At 66.3% G+C, this 20,021-nt stretch carries 16 protein-coding genes and 1 pseudogene; 9 read left to right on the top strand and 8 right to left on the bottom strand.

Annotation, left to right across the window (positions count from 1 at the left end):
• Nucleotides 1–155: 155 nt before the first annotated feature.
• The 6 genes from BRESU_RS16340 (at nt 156) to BRESU_RS16365 (ending at nt 5,823) form a co-directional block, all read left to right on the top strand.
• Entirely contained in the window at nt 156–884 is a 729-nt protein-coding gene (locus tag BRESU_RS16340) for an ABC transporter permease (protein ID WP_156796199.1), read from the top strand.
• A 48-nt stretch (nt 885–932) separates the two neighbouring features.
• Nucleotides 933–2,096 carry a KpsE/RkpR family capsule polysaccharide export protein gene (locus BRESU_RS16345; protein WP_013270681.1) on the top strand — a complete coding sequence of 388 codons (1,164 nt, stop codon included), beginning with the start codon at nt 933–935 and terminating at the stop codon, nt 2,094–2,096.
• Complete coding sequence (locus tag BRESU_RS16350; RefSeq protein WP_013270682.1) at nt 2,096–2,767, top strand: ABC transporter ATP-binding protein; 672 nt, start codon at nt 2,096–2,098, stop codon at nt 2,765–2,767. Before BRESU_RS16345 ends, BRESU_RS16350 begins: the two co-directional genes overlap by 1 nt.
• The gene (locus BRESU_RS16355; protein WP_013270683.1) at nt 2,764–3,609 is read left to right on the top strand and encodes a hypothetical protein; all 846 of its coding nucleotides are present in this window, start codon (nt 2,764–2,766) and stop codon (nt 3,607–3,609) included. Before BRESU_RS16350 ends, BRESU_RS16355 begins: the two co-directional genes overlap by 4 nt.
• Nucleotides 3,610–3,870: 261 nt before the next feature.
• Nucleotides 3,871–4,854 carry a GDP-mannose 4,6-dehydratase gene (gmd, locus tag BRESU_RS16360; protein ID WP_013270684.1) on the top strand — a complete coding sequence of 328 codons (984 nt, stop codon included), beginning with the start codon at nt 3,871–3,873 and terminating at the stop codon, nt 4,852–4,854.
• 6 nt (nt 4,855–4,860) lie between these two features.
• A complete protein-coding gene (locus BRESU_RS16365) occupies nt 4,861–5,823 on the top strand; it encodes an NAD-dependent epimerase/dehydratase family protein (protein WP_013270685.1) in 963 nt (320 codons plus the stop codon).
• Here BRESU_RS16365 and BRESU_RS16370 read toward each other — a convergent pair.
• From BRESU_RS16370 to BRESU_RS16395, 7 genes and pseudogenes are all read right to left on the bottom strand, one after another.
• Nucleotides 5,811–6,524: a DUF4214 domain-containing protein gene (locus BRESU_RS16370; protein ID WP_013270686.1), complete on the bottom strand. Its 714-nt coding sequence runs from the start codon at nt 6,522–6,524 to the stop codon at nt 5,811–5,813. The two genes, BRESU_RS16365 and BRESU_RS16370, sit on opposite strands and share 13 nt — an antisense overlap.
• A 37-nt stretch (nt 6,525–6,561) precedes the next feature.
• A complete protein-coding gene (locus BRESU_RS16375; protein ID WP_013270687.1) occupies nt 6,562–7,686 on the bottom strand; it encodes a glycosyltransferase in 1,125 nt (374 codons plus the stop codon).
• Nucleotides 7,686–10,070 carry a glycosyltransferase gene (locus BRESU_RS16380; protein ID WP_013270688.1) on the bottom strand — a complete coding sequence of 795 codons (2,385 nt, stop codon included), beginning with the start codon at nt 10,068–10,070 and terminating at the stop codon, nt 7,686–7,688. The genes BRESU_RS16375 and BRESU_RS16380 overlap by 1 nt, the downstream gene beginning before the upstream one ends.
• A 96-nt stretch (nt 10,071–10,166) precedes the next feature.
• Entirely contained in the window at nt 10,167–11,156 is a 990-nt protein-coding gene (locus tag BRESU_RS16385; protein WP_245528577.1) for a class I SAM-dependent methyltransferase, read from the bottom strand.
• Nucleotides 11,157–11,207: 51 nt separating this feature from the next.
• Nucleotides 11,208–11,405, bottom strand: a pseudogene (locus BRESU_RS17815) (class I SAM-dependent methyltransferase); the annotation flags it as partial.
• A gap of 116 nt (nt 11,406–11,521) precedes the next feature.
• Nucleotides 11,522–12,589 (bottom strand): hypothetical protein, encoded by a 1,068-nt coding sequence (locus tag BRESU_RS16390; protein WP_013270690.1) that lies wholly within the window; start codon nt 12,587–12,589, stop codon nt 11,522–11,524.
• Between the two features lie 34 nt (nt 12,590–12,623).
• Nucleotides 12,624–13,529 carry an FkbM family methyltransferase gene (locus BRESU_RS16395; protein WP_013270691.1) on the bottom strand — a complete coding sequence of 302 codons (906 nt, stop codon included), beginning with the start codon at nt 13,527–13,529 and terminating at the stop codon, nt 12,624–12,626.
• A gap of 302 nt (nt 13,530–13,831) precedes the next feature.
• Here BRESU_RS16395 and BRESU_RS16400 point away from each other — a divergent pair, with 302 nt between their 5' ends.
• Genes BRESU_RS16400 through BRESU_RS16410 form a run of 3 tightly spaced genes read left to right on the top strand, consistent with a single transcriptional unit; the run spans nt 13,832 to nt 18,830 of the window.
• Nucleotides 13,832–14,776 (top strand): FkbM family methyltransferase, encoded by a 945-nt coding sequence (locus BRESU_RS16400; RefSeq protein ID WP_013270692.1) that lies wholly within the window; start codon nt 13,832–13,834, stop codon nt 14,774–14,776.
• Nucleotides 14,773–17,289, top strand: coding sequence for a glycosyltransferase (locus BRESU_RS16405; RefSeq protein ID WP_013270693.1), 2,517 nt, complete (start codon nt 14,773–14,775; stop codon nt 17,287–17,289). Before BRESU_RS16400 ends, BRESU_RS16405 begins: the two co-directional genes overlap by 4 nt.
• Entirely contained in the window at nt 17,190–18,830 is a 1,641-nt protein-coding gene (locus BRESU_RS16410; RefSeq protein WP_083777575.1) for a class I SAM-dependent methyltransferase, read from the top strand. Before BRESU_RS16405 ends, BRESU_RS16410 begins: the two co-directional genes overlap by 100 nt.
• On the opposite strand, the gene BRESU_RS17015 is transcribed toward BRESU_RS16410, so the two are convergent.
• A complete protein-coding gene (locus BRESU_RS17015; protein ID WP_013270695.1) occupies nt 18,817–19,926 on the bottom strand; it encodes a methyltransferase domain-containing protein in 1,110 nt (369 codons plus the stop codon). The genes BRESU_RS16410 and BRESU_RS17015 overlap by 14 nt on opposite strands.
• Nucleotides 19,927–20,021: the final 95 nt, after the last annotated feature.

The following is a 20,021-nucleotide window of genomic DNA, read 5'->3' on the forward strand; positions in this document are numbered from 1 at the left end:
GCGGAAGCTATGTTCCCCCCGCCGCTGGCGACCAGTGGAACGGGTTGGATTGATCCATGGTGATGACGCAAGCAGGTGACGCGCCTTCGACGCCTGCGAGGCCTCAGAAGCGCGAAAACTGGCTGGCCCGGCAGACGCGGATCATTTCCGCGCTGATGATCCGTGAAATGACGACCCGCTACGGCCGCGACGGCCTGGGGTTCGCGTGGATCGTGCTGGAGCCGATGTCATTCTGCGTCGGCGTGCTGATCCTGTGGAGCCTGACCAAGCCGCCGTTCGAGCACGGCATCCGGCTGCAGGCGTTCTCGCTCACCGGATACATGTGCATCATCCTGCTTCGACACATGATCTCCTACAGCTTCACGGCGATCCAGGCGAACATCGGTCTGATGCACCATCGCCAGGTCAAGCCGCTGCACATCCTGATCTCGCGGAACCTGCTGGAGCTGGGCGGGACGACCGCGACCTTCATCCTGGTCTATATCGCCCTGTTGGCGATGGGCCTGATCGAGGTTCCGGCCAACCTGCTGCTGGCCTATTGCGGCTGGCTCATGATGGCCTGGGTGTCGGTGGGACTGGCCCTGCTGATGACGGGTCTGGCGATCCGTTTCGAACCGGTCGAGCGGATCGTGGGCCTGCTGACCTACGTCCTCATTCCCCTGTCGGGGGCCTTCTTCATGGTGTCCTGGCTGCCGCCCAAGGCGCAGGAAATCATTCTCTACCTCCCCTTCCCGCACGCGGTCGAAATGCTGAGGGCCGGCGTATTTGGTCCCTTCGTCGAGACCCACTATGACTGGTTCTACGCCCTGTCGTTCGGGATGGTCCTCAATCTGGTCGGTCTGCTTCTTGTGGCCACATCCAGAGATCAAATAGACGTCGAATAGGCGCGGGGTGACCCCCGTGCGCGCGCGACCACTGCCGAAGGCCCATCGATGAGCGACACCAAACTGAACTACCTCGGACCGCTGCCCAAGGCGTTGCCGGGCGCGGTCGTTCACGATCGGTGGTGGAACAAGATCCCCAAGGCCTTCCTGGTCGTCGTCGTCCTGCCGACCCTGATCGCGGCGATCTACTACTTCCTGATCGCGAGCCCCCGCTATGTGTCGGAGGCCCGTTTCGTGGTGCGCGCGCCGACGCAGACGCAGCCCTCGGCCCTCGGCGTCGCCCTGTCGGGCGTCGGCATCACCTCCGGTGCGACGGACGCCTTCACCGTGCACGAATACATCAACTCGCGTGACGGCCTGCGCGACCTCAATCAGACGGGCAATCTGCGCGAGATCTTCGGGGCGCGCGGCGCCGACGTCTTCTCGCGCTACCCGCGGCCCTGGGAAGCCAGCTCGGAAGAAGGGCTCTACAAGGCGTTCCAGCGCTTCGTGACGGTGGGATACGACTCCCAGACCGGCATCAGCACCCTCGCCGTGGAGGCCTTCAGCCCGCAGGAGGCGCAGCGGCTGACCGAGTCGCTCCTCCAGGGCGGCGAACGCCTGGTCAACCGGCTCAACGAACGGTCATCGAGGGATGCCGTGACGGACGCCCTCCGGGCCCAGAGCCAGGCCCGGGACCGTCTGTCCGAGGCGCAGCAGGCCTTGGCCGCCTTCCGCAACAACCGCCAGTACATCGATCCCACCCGCGCGGCGACCGAGAGCTCGTCCCTCATCGTGGCCCTGCTGGAAACCCTCGCCAACCTGCAGGCCGAGCGCTCGCAGATCGCCAGCCAGGCCCCGCAGAGCCCCCAGCTGGCGGCGGTCGACAGCCGCATCGCCGCCTACCAGCGGCAGGTTGCGGCCGAGCGGACCAAGATCGCCGGGACCTCCGGCTCCCTGGCGTCACAGGTGGGCACCTATGAGGATCTGGTGCTCGCCCGCGAACTGGCGGATCGGGAACTGACGCAGGCGACCAGCGCCCTGCTCAGCGCCGAGCAGGAATCGCGTCGCCAGCGCCTGTATCTGGACCGCGTGGTGAGCCCCAGCCTTCCTGACAGCGCCGAGGAGCCCAAGCGGCTGCTGGCGGTCCTGACCGTGCTTCTGACCACGCTCATGATGTATGGCGTCGGGTGGCTGATCTGGGCCGGCGTGCGCGAACACGGACAGGACTGATGGCGGACGCCGAAGCCATCGGTCTTCGCGTCGAGGGCGTCAGCAAGACTTACAGGACGGCCAAGCGACCGCTTTTCTCGGGCCTGAATTTCGACCTGCCCCGCGATGGGCGGCTCGCCATTCTCGGCCGCAACGGCCAGGGCAAGTCCACGCTGATCAAGATGCTGGGCGGCGTGCTGCCGGCGACCGAGGGGACGATCAACTGGAGTATGACCTCGTCCTGGCCCATCGGGTTCGGGGGCGCGTTCCAGGGCAGCCTGACCGGCATCGACAACATGAAATTCCTGTCGCGGGTCTATCGCCGGGACTTTGGCGAGATGCTGCGCCGCGTGGACGATTTCGCCGAGCTCGGCGCGGCCCTCAAGATGCCCGTGAAACACTATTCGTCGGGCATGCGGGCCAGACTGGCCTTCGGGCTTTCGCTGGCGATCGAGTTCGACTGCTATCTGATCGACGAACTCGTCGCCGTGGGCGACGCCCGATTCCAGCAGAAGTGCCAGGAAGAACTGTTCCAGCACCGCGCCGACCGCGCCTATATGATGGCGTCCCACGACACCCATCTGATCGCGCAGCACTGCGACCGCGCCCTGATCATCGAGAGCGGGCGTGCCAAGCTGTTCAACGACATCGAGGAAGCCATCGATATCTACACCTGGCTGAGGGCCGCTTGACCGCGGCCATCCGGATGTACGTCGTCCACCTGCCGTCGCCGACCCAGTCGGCGTGGCAGGTTGCGCTCGTGGAAGACGCCACGCGCGCGGGATGGGACGTCTTTTCCCTGACGGCGGACGAGGTCCCGACGTTCCGCGAGGGGGTTCACGCCCTGATCCAGGGCGTCGATGGCGGCCTGATACCCGCCGACGCCACCACGGCCTTCATCCTCGCGGGTTCGCCCCAGGCTGCCGTGGACACGCTCATCCAGCTTCATCACCTCGATCAGAAGACGGCCCTGAACTCTGTCGCATGGTGGTTCGCGCAGGCGGCGGAGGCGGCGACCCATGCCGTTCCCATGAACGCGGACGCGGATTGCCTGACGTTTCCGGGCCTGGGCGAGGTCCGGCGGGCTGAGGCCGCGACGCTGTCGCCGACCGCGGTGGGCGACCCCCTGGCGGTCTACGCCAGCCTGCCGCCCCCGATCGGGGCCACCGCCACCTGGCCAATCGAACTGTTTCACTGGGAAAGCGGGCCCGAGCCCGGTTTTACGGACCTGACCGGCAAGCGCCGTCTGATCCAGCATGGCCCGTATCTGCTTCTGAGTTCCGGCACCTGGACCGCGGAGATCGTATTCGAGCTTTCGATGGACCGGGCCTTCACCCAGTTGCGGTTCGACTGGGGAGACGGGACCGACATCGTCGAGACCTCCCAGCGGCTGTCTTCGGCCGGGGTCTATTCCGTCTCCCTGACCAAGGCATGGACCCGGCCGACGACGACGGAGCTTCGCATCTGGCTGGACCGCTCCATGTTCGACGGCAGTCTGCGAATCCGGTCGACCAAGGTGTCGCGCACAGCCTGACGCCCGTCGCGGCATCGAGCTGACCGGGCCGCGTTCCCGCGTGACCGGCGCTTGTACGCCAGACGACAGAGACGGCGAGTGCGGCGGAAGGCGAGGCTTTCCGACACGGGCTGCACGACAGAAATCCTTGCCTTGGCCGACAGAGTTACCCTAGGAGATTGGACGTTCCCACCATCCGACGGACTACGATCCTGGGCCGATACGGGACCGCAACGACAGATCGAACAGCGACGCCTGTTCCTGCCAAATGGGATTTACACGATGAAGAAGTGCGCGGTGATCACCGGGATCACGGGTCAGGACGGCGCGTATCTGGCTCAGCTGCTGCTGTCCAAGGGCTACAAGGTCGTCGGTGTTGTCCGTCGATCCAGCCACTATGGCGTCGCGACCCACCGGCTCGACTGGCTGGGGATTACCGATCAGGTCGAACTGGTCGACGGTGACCTTCTGGACCTCGGCGTTCTCTGCCGCATCGTGCGCGAGCACAAGCCGGATGAGGTCTACAATCTGGCGGCCCAGTCCTTCGTGAAGACGTCTTGGGCGCAGCCGGTTCTGACGGCCCAGGCGACCGGCGTCGGCGTCGTCAATGTGCTGGAGGCCGTCCGCCTCGAAGCCCCGGAAGCCCGGTTCTATCAGGCCTCGTCCTCGGAAATGTACGGGCTGATCCAGGAAGCGATGCAGAGCGAGAAGACGCCCTTCTATCCCCGCTCGCCCTATGCCGTCGCCAAGCTGATGGGCCACTGGATGACGGTGAACTACCGCGAAAGCTTCGGCATGTTCGCCTGCTCGGGCATCCTGTTCAATCACGAGTCGCCGCTGCGCGGCCTCGAGTTCGTGACGCGCAAGGTCACCGACGCGGTCGCACAGATCAAGCTCGGCAAGGCGACCGAGCTGGCGATGGGCAACATCGACGCCAAGCGGGACTGGGGCCACGCGCGCGACTACGTCCGCGGGATGTGGATGATGCTGCAGCACGATGTGGCCGACGACTATGTCGTCGCCACGGGCCGGACCGTCACGGTTCGCGAGATGGTCAATGTCGCCTTTGCCCACGTGGGCCTGAAGGCCGAGGACTACCTGCGGATCGATCCCCAGTTCTTCCGCCCGGCGGAGGTCGACGTGCTTCTGGGTGATCCCTCCAAGGCGAAACGCATCCTGGGCTGGGAAGCGACGACCACCATGGAAGAGATGATCCGCGAAATGGTGGACGCCGACCTGGCCCGCCATTCGGCCGGCGGCGCCTGATCCTCCATGCCTGAAAAGCCCGTGTCTCCCGTGCTGGGTTTCGGTGCCGTTCTGATCACAGGCGGCGCGGGCTTCGTCGGCCGCAAGATGGTCCGTCGTCTTCGCGACGCCCTGCCCGCGACCTCGCGGGTCGTGGTGGTGGGGCGGTCGAACGTGATCGTCCCGGACTGTGACTTCCTCGCGTTCGACCTTGAGCACGGTGCCTCCGTCGACGGTGTCGTCGCGGCGGCGCGTCCGGACCTGATCGTCCACCTGGCGGCCCAGTCATCGGCCGTGGGCGCGGCCGGAGCGACCTGGGGCACCAACCTGTCGGGAAGCCTGAACCTGGCCCGCGCGATCGGCAAATATGTGCCGGATGCCAAGACCCTGTATGTCAGTTCGTCCGAAGTCTACGGACTGGCCTTCAACCACGGCACCGTCACCGAAGACACGCCCTGCCAGCCGCAGTCGGCCTACTCGCGCTCCAAACTGGCGGCCGAGGCCATGTTCGACGACGTTCTGCCCGCCACCTCCCAGCTGATCGTCTGCCGGCCGTCCAACCACAGCGGGGCGGGCCAGGAGGTCAAGTTCGCCCTTCCGTCCTTCGCCGAGCAGATCGTGGCCGGCCAGGACGAGATCCGCGTCGGAAATCTGGAGGCCCGCCGGGACTTCCTGCACGTCGACGATGTCGTGGACGCCTATATCGCCGTGCTGAGCGAACTGACGGGCTTCGGCAACCGGACCACCCTGAATGTCTGCTCGGGCGAGTCGCGGAGCGTGGGCGGTCTCCTGGACCGGATGATCGAACTGGCCGGCAGCCGGGCGCGCGTGGTGGTCGATCCGGAACGCTTCCGCAATGCCGACATTCCGGTGGCCAGCATCAGTTCGGACCGGCTGCGCAGCCTGACCGGATGGGCACCGACACGATCGATGGACGCGATGCTGACGGACGTCCTGCAGCACGCGCGCGACCGGCGTCACACCGGCTGAGACACCTCGGGCCGCGATCTGGCCCCCTCCCCGTCTCCCAGCATGTCGAGCGTGCGGATCAGGGCCGTCAGATGGCTGATGGGGATCGGCGGGCGCTCGAAGCCATGGATCGGCGGCAGGCCCAGCACGGTCCCCTGGCCGATCATCCGCGCCGCGATCAGGCCTTCGACCATCTCGCCCAGATCACCCGGCACGGTCACAGTGGCGCTGGATGTCAGCCCCCTTGAGCTCGCAGACCTCGCGCCGCCGGTTGACGAGCTCCCGACGCCCCAGGTCGAGCGGAAATCGGGCGACTCGCAGATCTCGCGCAGAAAGTCCGTGAACGGAAGCGACCCCATTAGGCCGGCCGCATAGGCCCGGATCGCCGTGTCGTCCGTGACCCGTGCAAGATTGCCCAGAACGGCCGCGGAAAGGGCCTCGGCCACATTCGCATGCCGGGTAAAGGCGCTGCCGAATTCGCCCGATCCGATCAGGGCCTCGACGACCTGAGGCGTCGACAGCTCGCCGGACGACAGCGACACGGCGTAGCCGTCCCGCTCGGCCGTTCCGGGGTCCCGCTTCAGCACGATCTGGTAGAGCTGGGTCACGATGGCCCGCGCCTGGGCCTGATTGGGCAGGCCGCGCTTGCCGATCGCAGCGCCCTGATGGGGCTTGATCAGCCCGATGGCTCGCAGAGCTCTCTTGATGCGCTTCTTCAGCATGGCGGTTTCCCCGGAGGTGTCCTCATGGCGCGGCCGGTCATTGGCTGGCCCAGGCGGCGACCTGTCCGGCATAGTCGGCCCAGGTCGGCAATTGCAGCGTCGCGGCGGCCTGGCGCAAGGCTGCGGCCGATGCGGGATCGCTGATCTGCCGCAGCGCCCTGACGAGGTCGTCGCGGCTCTGGCTTTCAAGGCGGATCTGGCCCGCGGCCGGCAGGCCGGAGACGGCCGGAAGATTGGCGTCGATGACCACTGGCGTTCCCAGATACAGGCTCTCAAGAGCCGGCAGCCCGAACCCTTCGAACTGGCTGGGAAACAGACAGCCCTGCGAGCCGGCGATCAGCTCGGACAGACGGGTGTCGTCGGGATCGTCGATGACCGACACCGTGGGACAGGATGAGTCGAGGATGCGACGGATGGACTCGCGGGGTTCCGGAGGAACGCGGCCGGCGATGATGAGCGGCAGCCGGTCGGCCTCGGGCATCGCCATATAGGCGTCGAAGATCCTGTCCTGGCCCTTGCGGCCGTCCAGGGCCCCGGGGCACAGCAGCTGGGGCAGGACCGGCAGGTCGGCAGGCCTGCGGCCGAGCGCATCGGCCCCGAGCACGATGACGGTATCGGCTGAGCCCGGCCGTCGCAGCACTCTTTGCGTATAGGCGTCGCGCACCGCGCTGGAGATGTGACAGCGGGCCTCCGTCACCTTCAGGAACTCGAGATAGTCGTTGAACGGTCCGACGGTGGTGATGTTGAGCGCGTCCGGCTGCGTCCACGCCAGGATGTCGTAGACGATGGCGCGGATCGAGACCTGCCGGCCCTGAAGGCGCCGGTAGAACAGGGCCCGGGCGCGTGAGGCGAACAGCTCGGGCACCAGGACGCGATCCTCGCGGCGCAGGTCCAGGGCAGGCGGGGTCGTGGACGCCAGAAAGTCTAGGCTCTTGCGTCTCGTTTGCTCACCGTCCAGCACCGGGTCGCTGGGACTGTCGATCAGATAGGCCAGAAGTTCTTCGCGAACCGGCACCAGCCCCCCGACCCGATCGTCGAACCAGACGACCCGGCGTGGGATATCGGCCGGCCAGCGTCCCAGAAGCTCGCGGATGACGCGCTGGATACCGGTCCGGATGGGATTGGTGACGAACTCCGTGACGTCGATGAAAAGCGAGCCCATCAGCCCTGTCCGGCAGCCACCATCGCCGCCTTGACGTCGATGTCGATGTCGAGGTGGCCCAGCAGGGCCTGGCAGTAGCCGGCGGGCGATCGGGTTTCGGCGAACGCGCGGGCCTCGGCGACCGGGCGTTGGCCGCGTTCGCTCTCGGAAAGTATCCCCAGGGCGGCTTCGGCGATCAGCAGGGACGACAGGCCGTCCGGCACGCGCTTCACGAAGTCCGGGGCCTGCATCGCCTCGGCCAGGTGGGCATTGGCGATCGACGGGAGCGCCGCCGAGATGCAGTCGTTGAGCGCGCCCGAGAGGCCGCCCATCTGATAGGTCCGCAACTGCACCCCGATGTCGGCGGCCACCAGATAGTTGTCGTAGGTGGCGTCGTCGATCGCCGTATCGAAGGTGCGGACGAAAGGCACCAGACCCAGCTGGTTCGCGAGGGCCCCCAACTGCGCCTTCATGTGCTGGTTGCGCCCGCAGAACACCAGTTCCGCATCGACGCCCCAGCTTCTGAGCATGTTCAGCGCCCAGATCAGTTCCAGAGGGGCCTTGTCCTCGCTGACGAGGCCGAAGGTGACCAGTACGACCCGGTCCGCCGGAATGCCCAGCGCCTTTCGCGCCCGGTCCCGATCCGCGCGCTTCAGCCGGTTCAGCAGGGACCGGCGGTACTGGGCGAACGGCAGCAGGCGGGGGGTCTTTCCATACAGCCGCGCGATCTCGTTGGCGGTGGTCGGCGAATGCACCATCAGGGGCTCGCTGGCGCGCGCCACCTCGGACAGGAACAGGGTCGGAAGTTCGCGCTGGTTATGGAGCCACCGCGTCAGCTCACCCTGGTCGACAGGCCGGCCCATCTCGTCGGAGGCGAGCTGCATGGCCTGGGGCACCCCGCGCAGCAGGTAGTAGAAATTGATCATGCGGGCATCGTGCGCGATGCAGCCGCCACCGTTCTCCAGCAGATAGTCCACGATCTCGACGTGATGATCCGAGTTGCCGACCACACTGATGGTGGCGTCGAACCGGATCGCGCTGAACTCGGCGGCCGCGACCGGTTGCAACGAAGCCCAGCCCTCTTCCCAGCGGGCGTCGGCGGTCGGGGTGAACACATGCAGCTCGGCCACGGCCTTGAGCGGGGCCAGCGTCATGGCCGTATAGTCGGCGACGCCGGACTGGGCCGGCGGCAGGGGACTGAGCACGGCGATCCGGGGCCGCGCCCCGCGCTGGATCGCGGGGCTGCCTGGACGTGTCGCGGTCGTGACCGGCTCGGGCACGCGCGCCAGAACCCCCTCCATGAACCGCTGGCCGACCGCTTCGACGGTATAGCCCTGCCACAGATCCGCCTGGGCCCGCCGCAGGCCGTCCCAGGCCGCAGGATCCTCGACCAGCCGCTCGAGCTGGCCTCGCAGCGCATCGACGTCATCGGGACCGAACCGCCAGGCGGGATCGCGCGCCAGCTCGGGGTGCGCCCCGACGTCCGAAGCGAGCACGGGCGTGCTCGCCGCGCTGCTCTCGACGATGGGAATGGAAAAGCCTTCCGCGCGCGACGGCACGATGGTCACCAGGCTGGACTGGTACAGCGCCCGCAGGGCCTCGTCCGAGAGATGGGCGTGGAACGTCAGGTCCTGGGGTCGCCCGCCGGCCTGTCGGTAGCGGGTTCTCAGTTCGTCGCGCATCGGCTCGGGATAGGCGCCGAAGACCGAGATGGAGACGCCTTGCCGCCTCAGGACGGCGGAGGCGGCATGGGCGGCCAGCGCGCATTCCGGGTTCTTGCGCGGATCGCCACCGCCGGCGACGACGATATGCCGGCGCCGGTCATGGGGGATATCGGAATCGCCCTGCCGCGGCAGCAGTTCGCTTCTGACGGCGACGTTCGAGACGAAGACCCGTGCCGGATCCACGCCGGTGCGCGCGATGACGGCCTGGGCGCTGAACTCGGAGATCGAGGCGAACGCGTCGAACCGGCGCAGCCACGCCAGGGCGACCAGATAGTCCGATCGCGCGCCGGGGTTCATCAGATAGCGCTCGGGGAAGTCGAGCGGGATGAGGTCGTAGAAAAGGCAGATCCGGTAGAGATCGGGGTCCAGAAGGAAGCCGCTGACCTTCATCGGATCGTGGGTCATGGGCGAAAGACTGATGAACCATCCCGGTCCATCGGCCTTCCGGGCCCGCTTCAGGTTCGTTGCTTCGTCGAAGAGGAGGTCGTGAACCGGGGCCAGGGGCGCCAGGAAGGGATCGACGACGGCCACGATCCTGGGACGCCCTTCCGGCCAGGGGAACCGCCGGATCGCCTGGAGGATGGCCGCGGAATGCTGGCCCACGCCCCGGAAGCGGTAGTTGTCGTCCTGCAGCGCGCGGGCGTCGACGTATAGGATCTGGGGCTGTCGGCTGGCCATCATGTCCTGTCCGATGAGAAACGACCTGCGCCCGCGCGCTGCGGCCCGGCGTCCCGGCTGGACGGCAGGCGGACGGGCCGCCGGAGCGGCCCGTCCCGGTCAGACGATCTCGATCTCCGGGAAGGGGAAGATGAACTTGCCGCCCCGGGCGATGTATTCCTGCTCACGCTGCAGGATACCTTCCTTGAAGTGCCAGGGCAGGACCAGATAGTAGTCCGGATTCATGGCCTTGGCCTCGGCCTCGGAGATGATCGGAATGCGCGTGCCCGGCGTGACGCGGCCGAACTTCTCGGGGTTCACTTCCGCGATGGCCGGGACTTCCTTCTCGGTGATCCCGCAGAACTGTAGGGTCACATTGCCCTTGGTCGACGCGCCGTACCCCAGGACCTTCTTGCCGTCTGCGGCCAGCGCCTGAAGCAGACGCACCAGATCGGCCTTGTGGCGGAAGACCCGATCCTCGAACTCGCGGAACGGGCGCACCGTGTTCAGACCCATCCGGTCCTCCTGGCCGAGGAGCCAGTCGATCACGGCGTCGTTGGCGCGCCGCTGGGACGTCTTGTGCCCGGCGGTGACGGCGAAGCTGCCGCCGTTGACGCTGTTCATCTGCACATCGATCAGGCGCAGCCCGGCCGCATCCAGGATCTTCTGCACGACGCCCAGCGAATAGTATTCGAGGTGCTCGTGGCAGATGGTGTCGTACGACACGGTCCGCAGCATGGCCGGCATGTAGCTCTGCTCGAAATGCCAGACGCCGTCCGGCGCGAGCACGGCGGCAATGTCCTGTGCGAAGGCGATGGGGTTGTCCAGGTCGTAGAACATCGCGATCGACGTCACGATCTGGGCACGGTCTCCACCCGCCTTGCGGAAGTTCTCGGCCGAGAAGAAATCCGGAATCAGACGAATGTCGTCCGGATAATATTCCTTGAACTTGACACCCGTCGGGTCGATCCCGATGCGCGTCAGACCCGATGTGGAGTAGGCCTTCAAGGACGTCGCGTCATTGGAGCCGATATCCAGAACAGTATCGCCGGGCTTCAGATCAGCGAGCTTCTCGAGAAACCCGATCTTTTGAGTAAGATGGCGGACCATCGAGGCATTCAGACCCGAGCGATAACCATAGTTTTCGCCGTACATCTCGCCTGGATCGAAACTGTGCCCCAGTTGCAGAAGGCCACTATCGGGGCACCAAACAAGTTCGAGAGGACCCGACGTCACCGATTCACCGGGACGAGGAAAAACACCAGTCAACTCTTGTTCGCCGAGGTGGAGTACTGGAATCAGATTGCGACTCCCACTCACACGGCAAGCCTCAAGGCGAGTATAGCTGCCTCTCATCATAAATTCCTTGGACGCTATTTGGATTTTTTCAGTTAATCTCTATGCTGTCGCCTATGCAGCGTCAACCGCAGACGCCGGTTCGCCGGGCGATCGGCACCGGGCGAAGCTGCCTTGCCTCATGCCAGGGCGGCCTGCATGGGCTTCCAGAAAATCGACGCCACATCCAGTTCCGGGCGGACACGGATGTCCCCCGCGCCCGACGGCGTGAACAGGACGTCGAAGTTATCCACCGGCCGCTCGAGTTCGAACTCCAGATGCACGGGCACCCAGGCCCGGCTCCCGACACTGGAGGCATCGACCTGCGCCTGGGCGACCACCTCGTCGCTGCCGACGCGGGCCTCGATCACGCCCGAGGACGGCGCGCTCGCCTTGCCGGACCTCTGGACATGGACCGTGGCGCGGTAGCGCCCTGCGCGCAGGGGCAGACGACGCCCGACACGCACAGTGCCCTCGGGCAATGAGGCCGCGCTCACGTCGGTCAGGGCAAGGCTGTTGCGCGCCGTCGCGGCGGCGGCGCGCTGCAGCAGCACGTCCATATGCTCCACATCGACAGCGCGATCAGACGGTCGGACCTCGGCCCACCAGACCAGGGAACGCTCCGGCGCGTCCGCACCCGCCACGGCCCGGGTGACCATGTCGAAGACTGCGGACGACGGGTCCGACACCGCCTCCAGAGGCTCCCCGTCGGGTCCGCGCGCCAGCAGCAGTCCTTTCGGACGCGTGATGTCAAACCCTGCAGCCTGGACCAGGGCAACGGCCTCGGCCCAGGTCAGCTCAACCGGCCGCGCCGGTCGCGGCGCGGGACCCGCGACCTCCCGGTTCGTACCCGCCAGGATCAGCACGCCCCCGGCGCTCAGAAGACGCCTCGCCTCCGACAGAAAGACGACGATCTGCTCGGGCCAAAGGCGCTCAAGACCCTGGTCGGCCCAGATGATGTCGACGGTGCCCGCCGCCGCGTCGAACCGGCCGTCCCGGTCGCGTCCGATCCAGCCGTCTTCAGCGCGTTCGACGTCGCCGTCCCTGACGTCCAGATGCCGGGCCTGGTCACCCGGCCCGCGGTTGAAGACGGGGGGACCGGAAACGACTGGGGAATCGAGATGCAACATGGTCCGGCCCGCGACCTTCAGCCGACGGAGCAGGGCTGCCTTGCAACTCGACAGGATCTCGCTCGACTCGATCAGCAACGGACTCTCCCGGGGTCGGACGACATGGAGCAGCTCAGAGTCGCCGCATCATGAGGCTGCAATACCCCGACAGCGGCGTATCCCGCGTCACGAGCTCGAGGACGCCCCCTTCGGAGTTGTGGATTTCGAACTGCTCGAACGGCAGAAGGGCGGTCACATCGCGGTAGTCGAGGCCGCGTCGCTCCAGATGTGGAATGTGCAGCTCCAGATGGATGTGGGTGGCCAGATCGAACAGCCACGGGAAACGGGTCAGCAGATCGTATTCGAATCCCTCGATATCCATCTTCATGAAGTCGCCGTAGCGCCAGGCGAGCGACCGCACGTCGATCACCCGCATCTGCTCGACGAAATCGACCAGCATGCCGGTGCTGCTGCCCTCGGCCCCGTCGTGATCGGTCATCGTCCCGACGGCCGCGCCGATGTTGACCACGTTGGAAATGCCATTCAGCAGAAACAGGAGCGCGGACACCTCGACGTTGATCACCGAAGGCTCGAACGAATAGACGAACCCGCCGTCGCCCACGACCCGGGCGTAGTAGGCGGCCCAGACGCCGTGGTGCCCGCCAAAGTCGTAGACGACCCTCGCCTCATCGAGCAGGCCGATGCTGCGTTCGATCGTGAAGTCGAAATTCTCCGGCGGGGCAGAGCCGTACCATTCGACGCCCTGTTCGTTGATGATCGGCACCGAGAACGCGATGTCGCCGAATGTCAGGTGGCGAAGCCAGGGCTCCGCCAGCAACTGTTCCGCCAGCTTGGGGCTGATGCGTGTCAGGCGCGCCCGCATCGATGCGGCCAGCAGTTCGAGACGTTCCTTGTCCGGGGCCGCCTTGAGGGTCGCAAGCGTCGGGACGGTCGCGCGCGTTTCCGCGTCCGCGACACCATACTGACGATGCAGCGACGCCAGTGTGTGGACGTACTGCCTGTATGCCTTGAGATTCATTCCTGCCTGCCCCCTCGCCGCCTCCGTCCGGAGTCGGCATGTCGAGCCTTGGACCTATCCCAACCCAAGAGTGTCCGAAAGCCCGATTTTGCAGCCCGCCGATCCCGATCCATGCCCTGGGCGCCACGACGCTCCTCTGTTCTCCGGCCGGGCGGGCCATCGGCGAAAACCGTCCTTGACGAGGCGGGCAAGGTCTGTACGACGCCCTTTGCAGGCGAAGGCCGTGGTGGGGGGACTTCCGTGACTCCGAGGACGAGCATGAGACGCGGTTACCTGCGCACCGGCCATGCGGGCGCGTCGCTGTGAGACAGCAGACGGTCGAGCAGGAGCCACTGGTCACGCCCGGCGGTGGCTATCTGCCGGCCATGGTGACCTATGCGCAGAATTTCGAGGACGTCATGCTGCGTCGCGCCCTCCAGGATATCGGGACGGGGTTCTACATCGACATCGGGGCCTGCGACCCGGTGGAGCTGTCGGTGACCAACGCCTTCTACAAAATGGGCTGGCGCGGCATCAACATCGAGCCGAACCCGGAATTCGCCGAGCGCCTCCTCGAGGCACGACCGCGCGACATCACCCTCGCCTGCGCCGTCAGCGACACGGACGCCAGCGCCGTCTTCCACGTGGTCGAGGGCACCGGCCTGTCCCGGCTCGCGGACCATGAGCCGGAGGTGGTGGCCCTCAACCCCGCGCCCCGACACGACATCACCGTCGAGACGCGGCGACTGGACTCCGTCTGGAAGGAACATGTGGGCGATGCCTGCGTCGATTTCCTGAAAATCGACGCCGAGGGTGCCGAGCACGCGATCGTCGCCAGCACCGATTTCAGAATATACCGTCCACGGATCATCGTCCTGGAGGCGACGGAAGCCTTCAGCCAGCGCGCCGCCTGGGCCACGATGGAGCCACTGATCCTCGGGGCAGACTACCTGTTTGCCTATTTCGACGGGCTGAACCGCTACTATGTCCGCAGCGAGGATGCCGACCGGCTGGCGGCGTTCGCCCTTCCGCCTTGCCTGTTCGACAATTTCACGCCTTGCGCCGTCGTCGATCTGCAAGGGCGGATCGACGAGCTGACAGGCGCGTTCCACCACCAGAACGATCTGATCACGCTTCAGCGCAATCAGATGGACCTTATCCGGAACGAGGCCCTCGGCATCGCACAGACAGCTTTCGACCGTCTCGCGGAAAGCCTCGACGCCCTGGGTCCGCGTCCAGACGGGGCGACGACGGAGCCTCAACCGTGAAGGTGCTCGTCGACGGCCGCGTCTATTCCTCCGGCGCCTACGACCGCGGCATGGGCCGCTATGTCGATCACGTCATCGATCTGCTGCAGAGCAAGGGCCACGAGGTCTGCGTGCTTCTGTTCCAGGACTGCCATCTGGAACGGTCGTCGCCCCTGCTGCAGACCTGCGGGATCCGGTACGCGAACTACAATGTGGAGACCCTGGCTCCGACGACGGAGCTGCGCTACCGCGACGCCCACAACTTCACGACCTTCCTCTCGAAACTGGTCGCCCTGGACGGCTTCGACCTCTACGTCGACGCCACGCCCTTCCTGTCGCCGATGCGGTTCGACCTGCTGGCCTGCCCGGTCGTCACGATCTGCTACGACTTCATCCCGCTGAAGCTGCTGCACGACTACATCACCAACGAGGTGGTCGTCGAAATCTACTACAACGGCCTGTCGCGGGTTCTGAAGGCGGATCACGTGATCTCGATCTCGGAAACGGTCGCCCTCGAGGCGGCGCAGTTCCTGGGTCTGGCCCCGGAAGCCATCAGCGTCATCGCCCCGCGGCTCGATCCGATCTACGAGACGTGGGCGGGCGCGGCCCGGGAGGACGGGGATGCGCCCTACCTCTTCGGCATGGTGGGCGGGCACCGGTCCAAGAACCCGGATGTCGCCATCCGCATGTATCGCGACATCGTGGATGCCGGTGTCGCCGAGGTGCGGGTGAACGCGCCGACGAAGGACCAGTTCGAACACCTGAAGAATGCCGGGCTGCTGAAGGGCATCGAGGCGACCTATTCGGTCACCGAGGTGGAGAAGCTGGAGCTCCAGTCCCGCGCCCATGTCGTGTCGCATCTGTCGCTCGAGGAAGGCTTCGGCATTCCCCTGCTTGAGGCGATCTTCCTGCGCCGCAAGGTCGTCGTGCTCGACATTGCGATGAACCGGGAGATCCTCGGCAAGAGCGACCGGAGTGACGCCGGTGCGGTGTTCTGGCTCGACCCCGACAACCAGGTTCTGCCGATGGAGGCGTTCGCGACGTTCCTGGCGACCGACCCGGACCCCGCCTATTTCGACGACGTCCGGTCCTACTACCTGCGTCACTGGCGGGACTCGGCGATCGTGGCGGATCGCGCCCTGCAGTCGGCGGTCGAGGCCAGCGCCCGCTGGTTCTCGGACGTCCAGTTCAAGATCTTCTCCTCGATCCCGGGCAGCTTCTGCGGCGTGGCCGACTACTCCCTCTGCTACGTCCGAAGCACCCCCTCGAATGTCGTCCTGTTCTTCTCGGAGGGCGACCAGAAGACCGTCTCTCACACGCCGAATGTGAGACTGGCGGCCCACGGCGAATACGAGAACTTCCAGAAGCGGCACCCGGGAGTGCCGGGCCTGTTCAATCTCGCGTTTTCCCAGGCCCTCTATCCGGGCATCGAGCTTCTGCAGGCCCACGCCCAGGCGAGCGACGTCCTGCTTATCCACGAGCGGGCCTATGTGCCCGGGCTCTGGCACTTCAAGGCGCAGAAGGGGCAGCTCGACGATCTGGCGCTCAGCCTGCCGCGCTCCTCGGAGCGCGCCGCCACGGCCGCGGCGACCGACCTGGCCCTGTCTCACCTGGTGAACAAGCGGGACACGGCGGAGAAGAGCCGACCCGCCCTCTCGGCGGACTGGCTGGTGGAAAAGCCCATCACCCTGGTCTCGCATCTGCCCAAGCCGGTTCTGGCCAAGATGCGCGAGGCCCGGCAGGCCGACAGCGAACTGCAGAACGACCTCGATGAACTCGAGGGCTCATTCGCCTTCGTGCCGCTGGGGATCGACCCGCGCGGCGGGCCGGCGGTCGCCCGGGCCGCTCAGGCCGCCCGGCGCCGGCACGGCGTCCAGGCGGACGACATCGTGCTGGGACATTTCGGTCTGATCCTGAACGACATCAAGCGCCTGGCCGAGATCATCGACGTCACCGCGCGGTTCATCGCCGAGAAGAAGGCGGAGGGTGAAGCCCGCCGGCTGTTCTTCGTCCTGTCGGGCAAGATCATCGATCAGCAATTGTTCGACGACACCCGGGCGCAGTTCGCACGACTGGGGATCGGATCCCGCCTGATCTATTCCAACCCGGTTCTCGAGGACGATTTCGACGCCGAGATCGCCATGTGCGATGCCGTCTTCTGCTTCCGGAAGCAGATCAGGGGCCAGCTCTCGCACATTTTCGTCCGTGCACTGTCGATGGGGCGGCCCGTGATCGTGAACGAGGACAGCGGCTATGCCTACGACCCGCGCCTGGTGGTGCAGGACAAGGCGCTGGAGCCGGGCCTGCGCGCCGTGCTGCAGACCATCTGCAACCGTGACACCGCTGCCGAACTGCGGCGGATTTCATACGCTCAGTACCAGAAACACCATAGAGGCGATCGCAGCCTGAACCGCATACTGAAGAAGAAGAGGCCATGGACACGCTTCCCCGCAGCAAGATTATCGGTATCGAGGATTTTGCGAACGCTGAGCTCAGCCCTTACCTCGAAGCCGCTGCCTTCGAAGACACTCTAGAGTTCGGCTTCGACGCCGCATCCGTCACCCCGGACTGCAAGCTGTGGGAAACCGCCATGGCGCTGCGGACCCTGGACGGTGCGGGCCTTCTGAAGGCCGGCAGCGTGATCTGCGGCGTGGGCGCGGGTGCCGGCCCGACCACCTTCGCCGTCGCCGAGCGGGGATGCATGGTCTTCGCCGCCGACCGCTATCTGGAGGTCACGCCGCGCTCCGACGTGACGCCGGCCTCCATGATGGTTCGGCCGCAACAGTACACGCGTCGCCCCCTCGCGCGCGGCAGCGTCATCCCGGTGCATTCCGATCCCCGCGCCCTCGGCCTGCCCTCCGGTCATTTCGACGGGGTCTTCGCCAGTGGCGAGATCGGCCGCCTCGGCTCCGCCGGCAGCCTGGCCGCCGCGATGGAAGAAATCGGGCGCGTGCTGAAGCCGGGCGGAGTCGCCTCCGTCGTCGCCGAGTTCCTGCTGGAAGGGCCGAACGGCGCGACCGGTTTCGACGAGGACTTCCTGCTGCTGACGCCCGATCTCATCCAGCGATACATCGTGGAACCGTCCGGCCTGGAACTGCTGGATGCGCCCACCTTCGAGCTGTCGCGCCAGACCTACGATGCCCGGGCGGTGCTGAAGGATTTCGGATCCAGCGTGAGGTCGCCCCGGACCGTCGACCAGAAGAAGAACGTGTTTCCCAACCTCGTCATCTTCCACGAGGGTTTCCTGTTCTGTCCGATCCATCTGGCCCTGCGCAAACCGCTGGAACCGGCGGCACGTGAGACGCCCGCCGCGCCGATCAGCGCACGCTTTGCCCGTGCCGTGGAGCAGCAGGCGATCGCCGCATCCGGCGCCCTGGCGCGCCAGATCCATGTGTGGAACGACGCCTTCGGTCGTGACGACGACGAGATCGGTCGCAAGAACGCGGAGATCGTCCAGCTGTCCGCCGCCAATGCCACGATGAGCAGCTATGACCAGAGGCGGGTGGCCTTGCAGGCGGTTCTCGACGGTGCCCTGCACGGACCGGCCAGCGGGGACCTGGCCGAACGACTTCGCGAGGCGGGCTACAAGGGCTTTTCCTGGGTCGAGGCCGGCCAATGGGCGGGCCATACCATCAGCACCATGATCGGACAGGACGCCGATCCGGTCATGATGTCGGGCGGGCTCAAGGGCGTGCTCTGCTACGGCCCCTATGTGAGCCTGCCGCGGGGTCGCTACCGCGTCGAGATCGACGCCTTCGTGCTGGACCGGCCCAGGGGCACGCTCGAGTGCGCGGTCATCGAAAACTTCGGCGCGAAGACGGTCGTCGAAGAGATGGTGGCCGTGACGACCCTGCCGAAGCGTTCGGCCGAGCCCCGCCCCGTCATCCTTCAGTTCGACCTCGACGAACCCATCACCAACGCCGAGTTCCGCGTGATCAGCGATTCCGCCAGCAATGTCGCGATCCGCAGCATCGCCCTGATGGAGCGTTGGCTGGAACCGGCGGAGCCCGTCGAGGCTCCGGCCGGATCTCAGGGTCGCCGACGCGCGGCGAACCGGGCCGTCAAAGCGCCGTGAACTTCAGCCGGCGCTCCACCCGGAGCCCGGCAACGCCGTAGCTGAACAGCCGGTTCTGAAAACCGAACCGCATGTCGGCGAGTTCGAAATCGAGGGTGATCGGCTTCCATTCACCTTTCGGCAGCGTCTTGCCCGTCAGTTCCGTACGCCCCTCGACGACGGAACCGTCGCCGACGATCACGTCGACGTGGCCCAGGATCTGGCTGGGCTTGATGTCGGTGGTCCGCATCACGTTCAGGGTGGTCCGATAGCGGCCCGCCTTGATCGGCGCGTAGGGCCCGAAGGAGAGCGGGCCGGAGTCGCCGATGTCGGACTGCCACGCCAGGCGTCCGTCGGCGAGGGTCTCGGGCTTGCCGATGGTGGTCACCAGTCGGTCCATCCGCTCCGGCCAACCGATCGCCCAGTACCGGTCGATGATGTCCAGGACCTTGGCCGTGTCGGGCTCGCGGTCGGCCCGGACCGCCTCGATCCACCAGAGATAGGAGTTCTCGGCATCGTCGATGGCCGCGACGGACCGGAACACCAGCGCGGGCGGCGAGATCTCCGCCAGGCCGTCGATCGGGAGGACCTCGCCCGTGGCCGCGTCGCGACACAGCAGGATGCCGGCCACGCGCTGCACGTCGAAGCCGGCGGCCGTCACCAGCTCCACGGCCTCTTCGACCGTCAGTTCAACCATGTGCTCGGGATGGGCACCGCCGTAGATCTGCGTGATCGTCCGGTTGGGGCTGTCGATAATCATGCGACCGCCGGGGCGGAGCACCCGGTGCGCCTCGGCCAGGAATCCGGCGACCTCCTCCTGCCAGAGGTGCTCGATATTCTGGCCTGACACGAGCAGATCCGCGACGCCGGTCTCGACGTCGGGCATGGAGCCCGCTGTATTGGCCACCCATTCCACATTGGCCGGCAGAACCGCCGGCGGTGCCGAGTAGTATTCGACGCCGATATGGCGTGCGGGCGCGCCGCAGGTGGCGTCGATCCAGTCGAAATACCATTGGCCGGCAGCGCCTATACTGACCAGGACCTGGCCTTCTGCGCGCGTACGGGCCAGGTTGGCCGTCCTGCCGGCATGCAGAACGGGGCTCAGATCAAAAGACAAGGTCCACCCTACGTTCAGCCGAGATGGGGCCTCACTACACCAAAAAGAGAGGATGTCACGTGCCGTCCGCCCGCGACGGCGGGTTGCGTCCTCCC

This window comes from Brevundimonas subvibrioides ATCC 15264 (assembly GCF_000144605.1).
Taxonomy (GTDB): domain Bacteria; phylum Pseudomonadota; class Alphaproteobacteria; order Caulobacterales; family Caulobacteraceae; genus Brevundimonas; species Brevundimonas subvibrioides.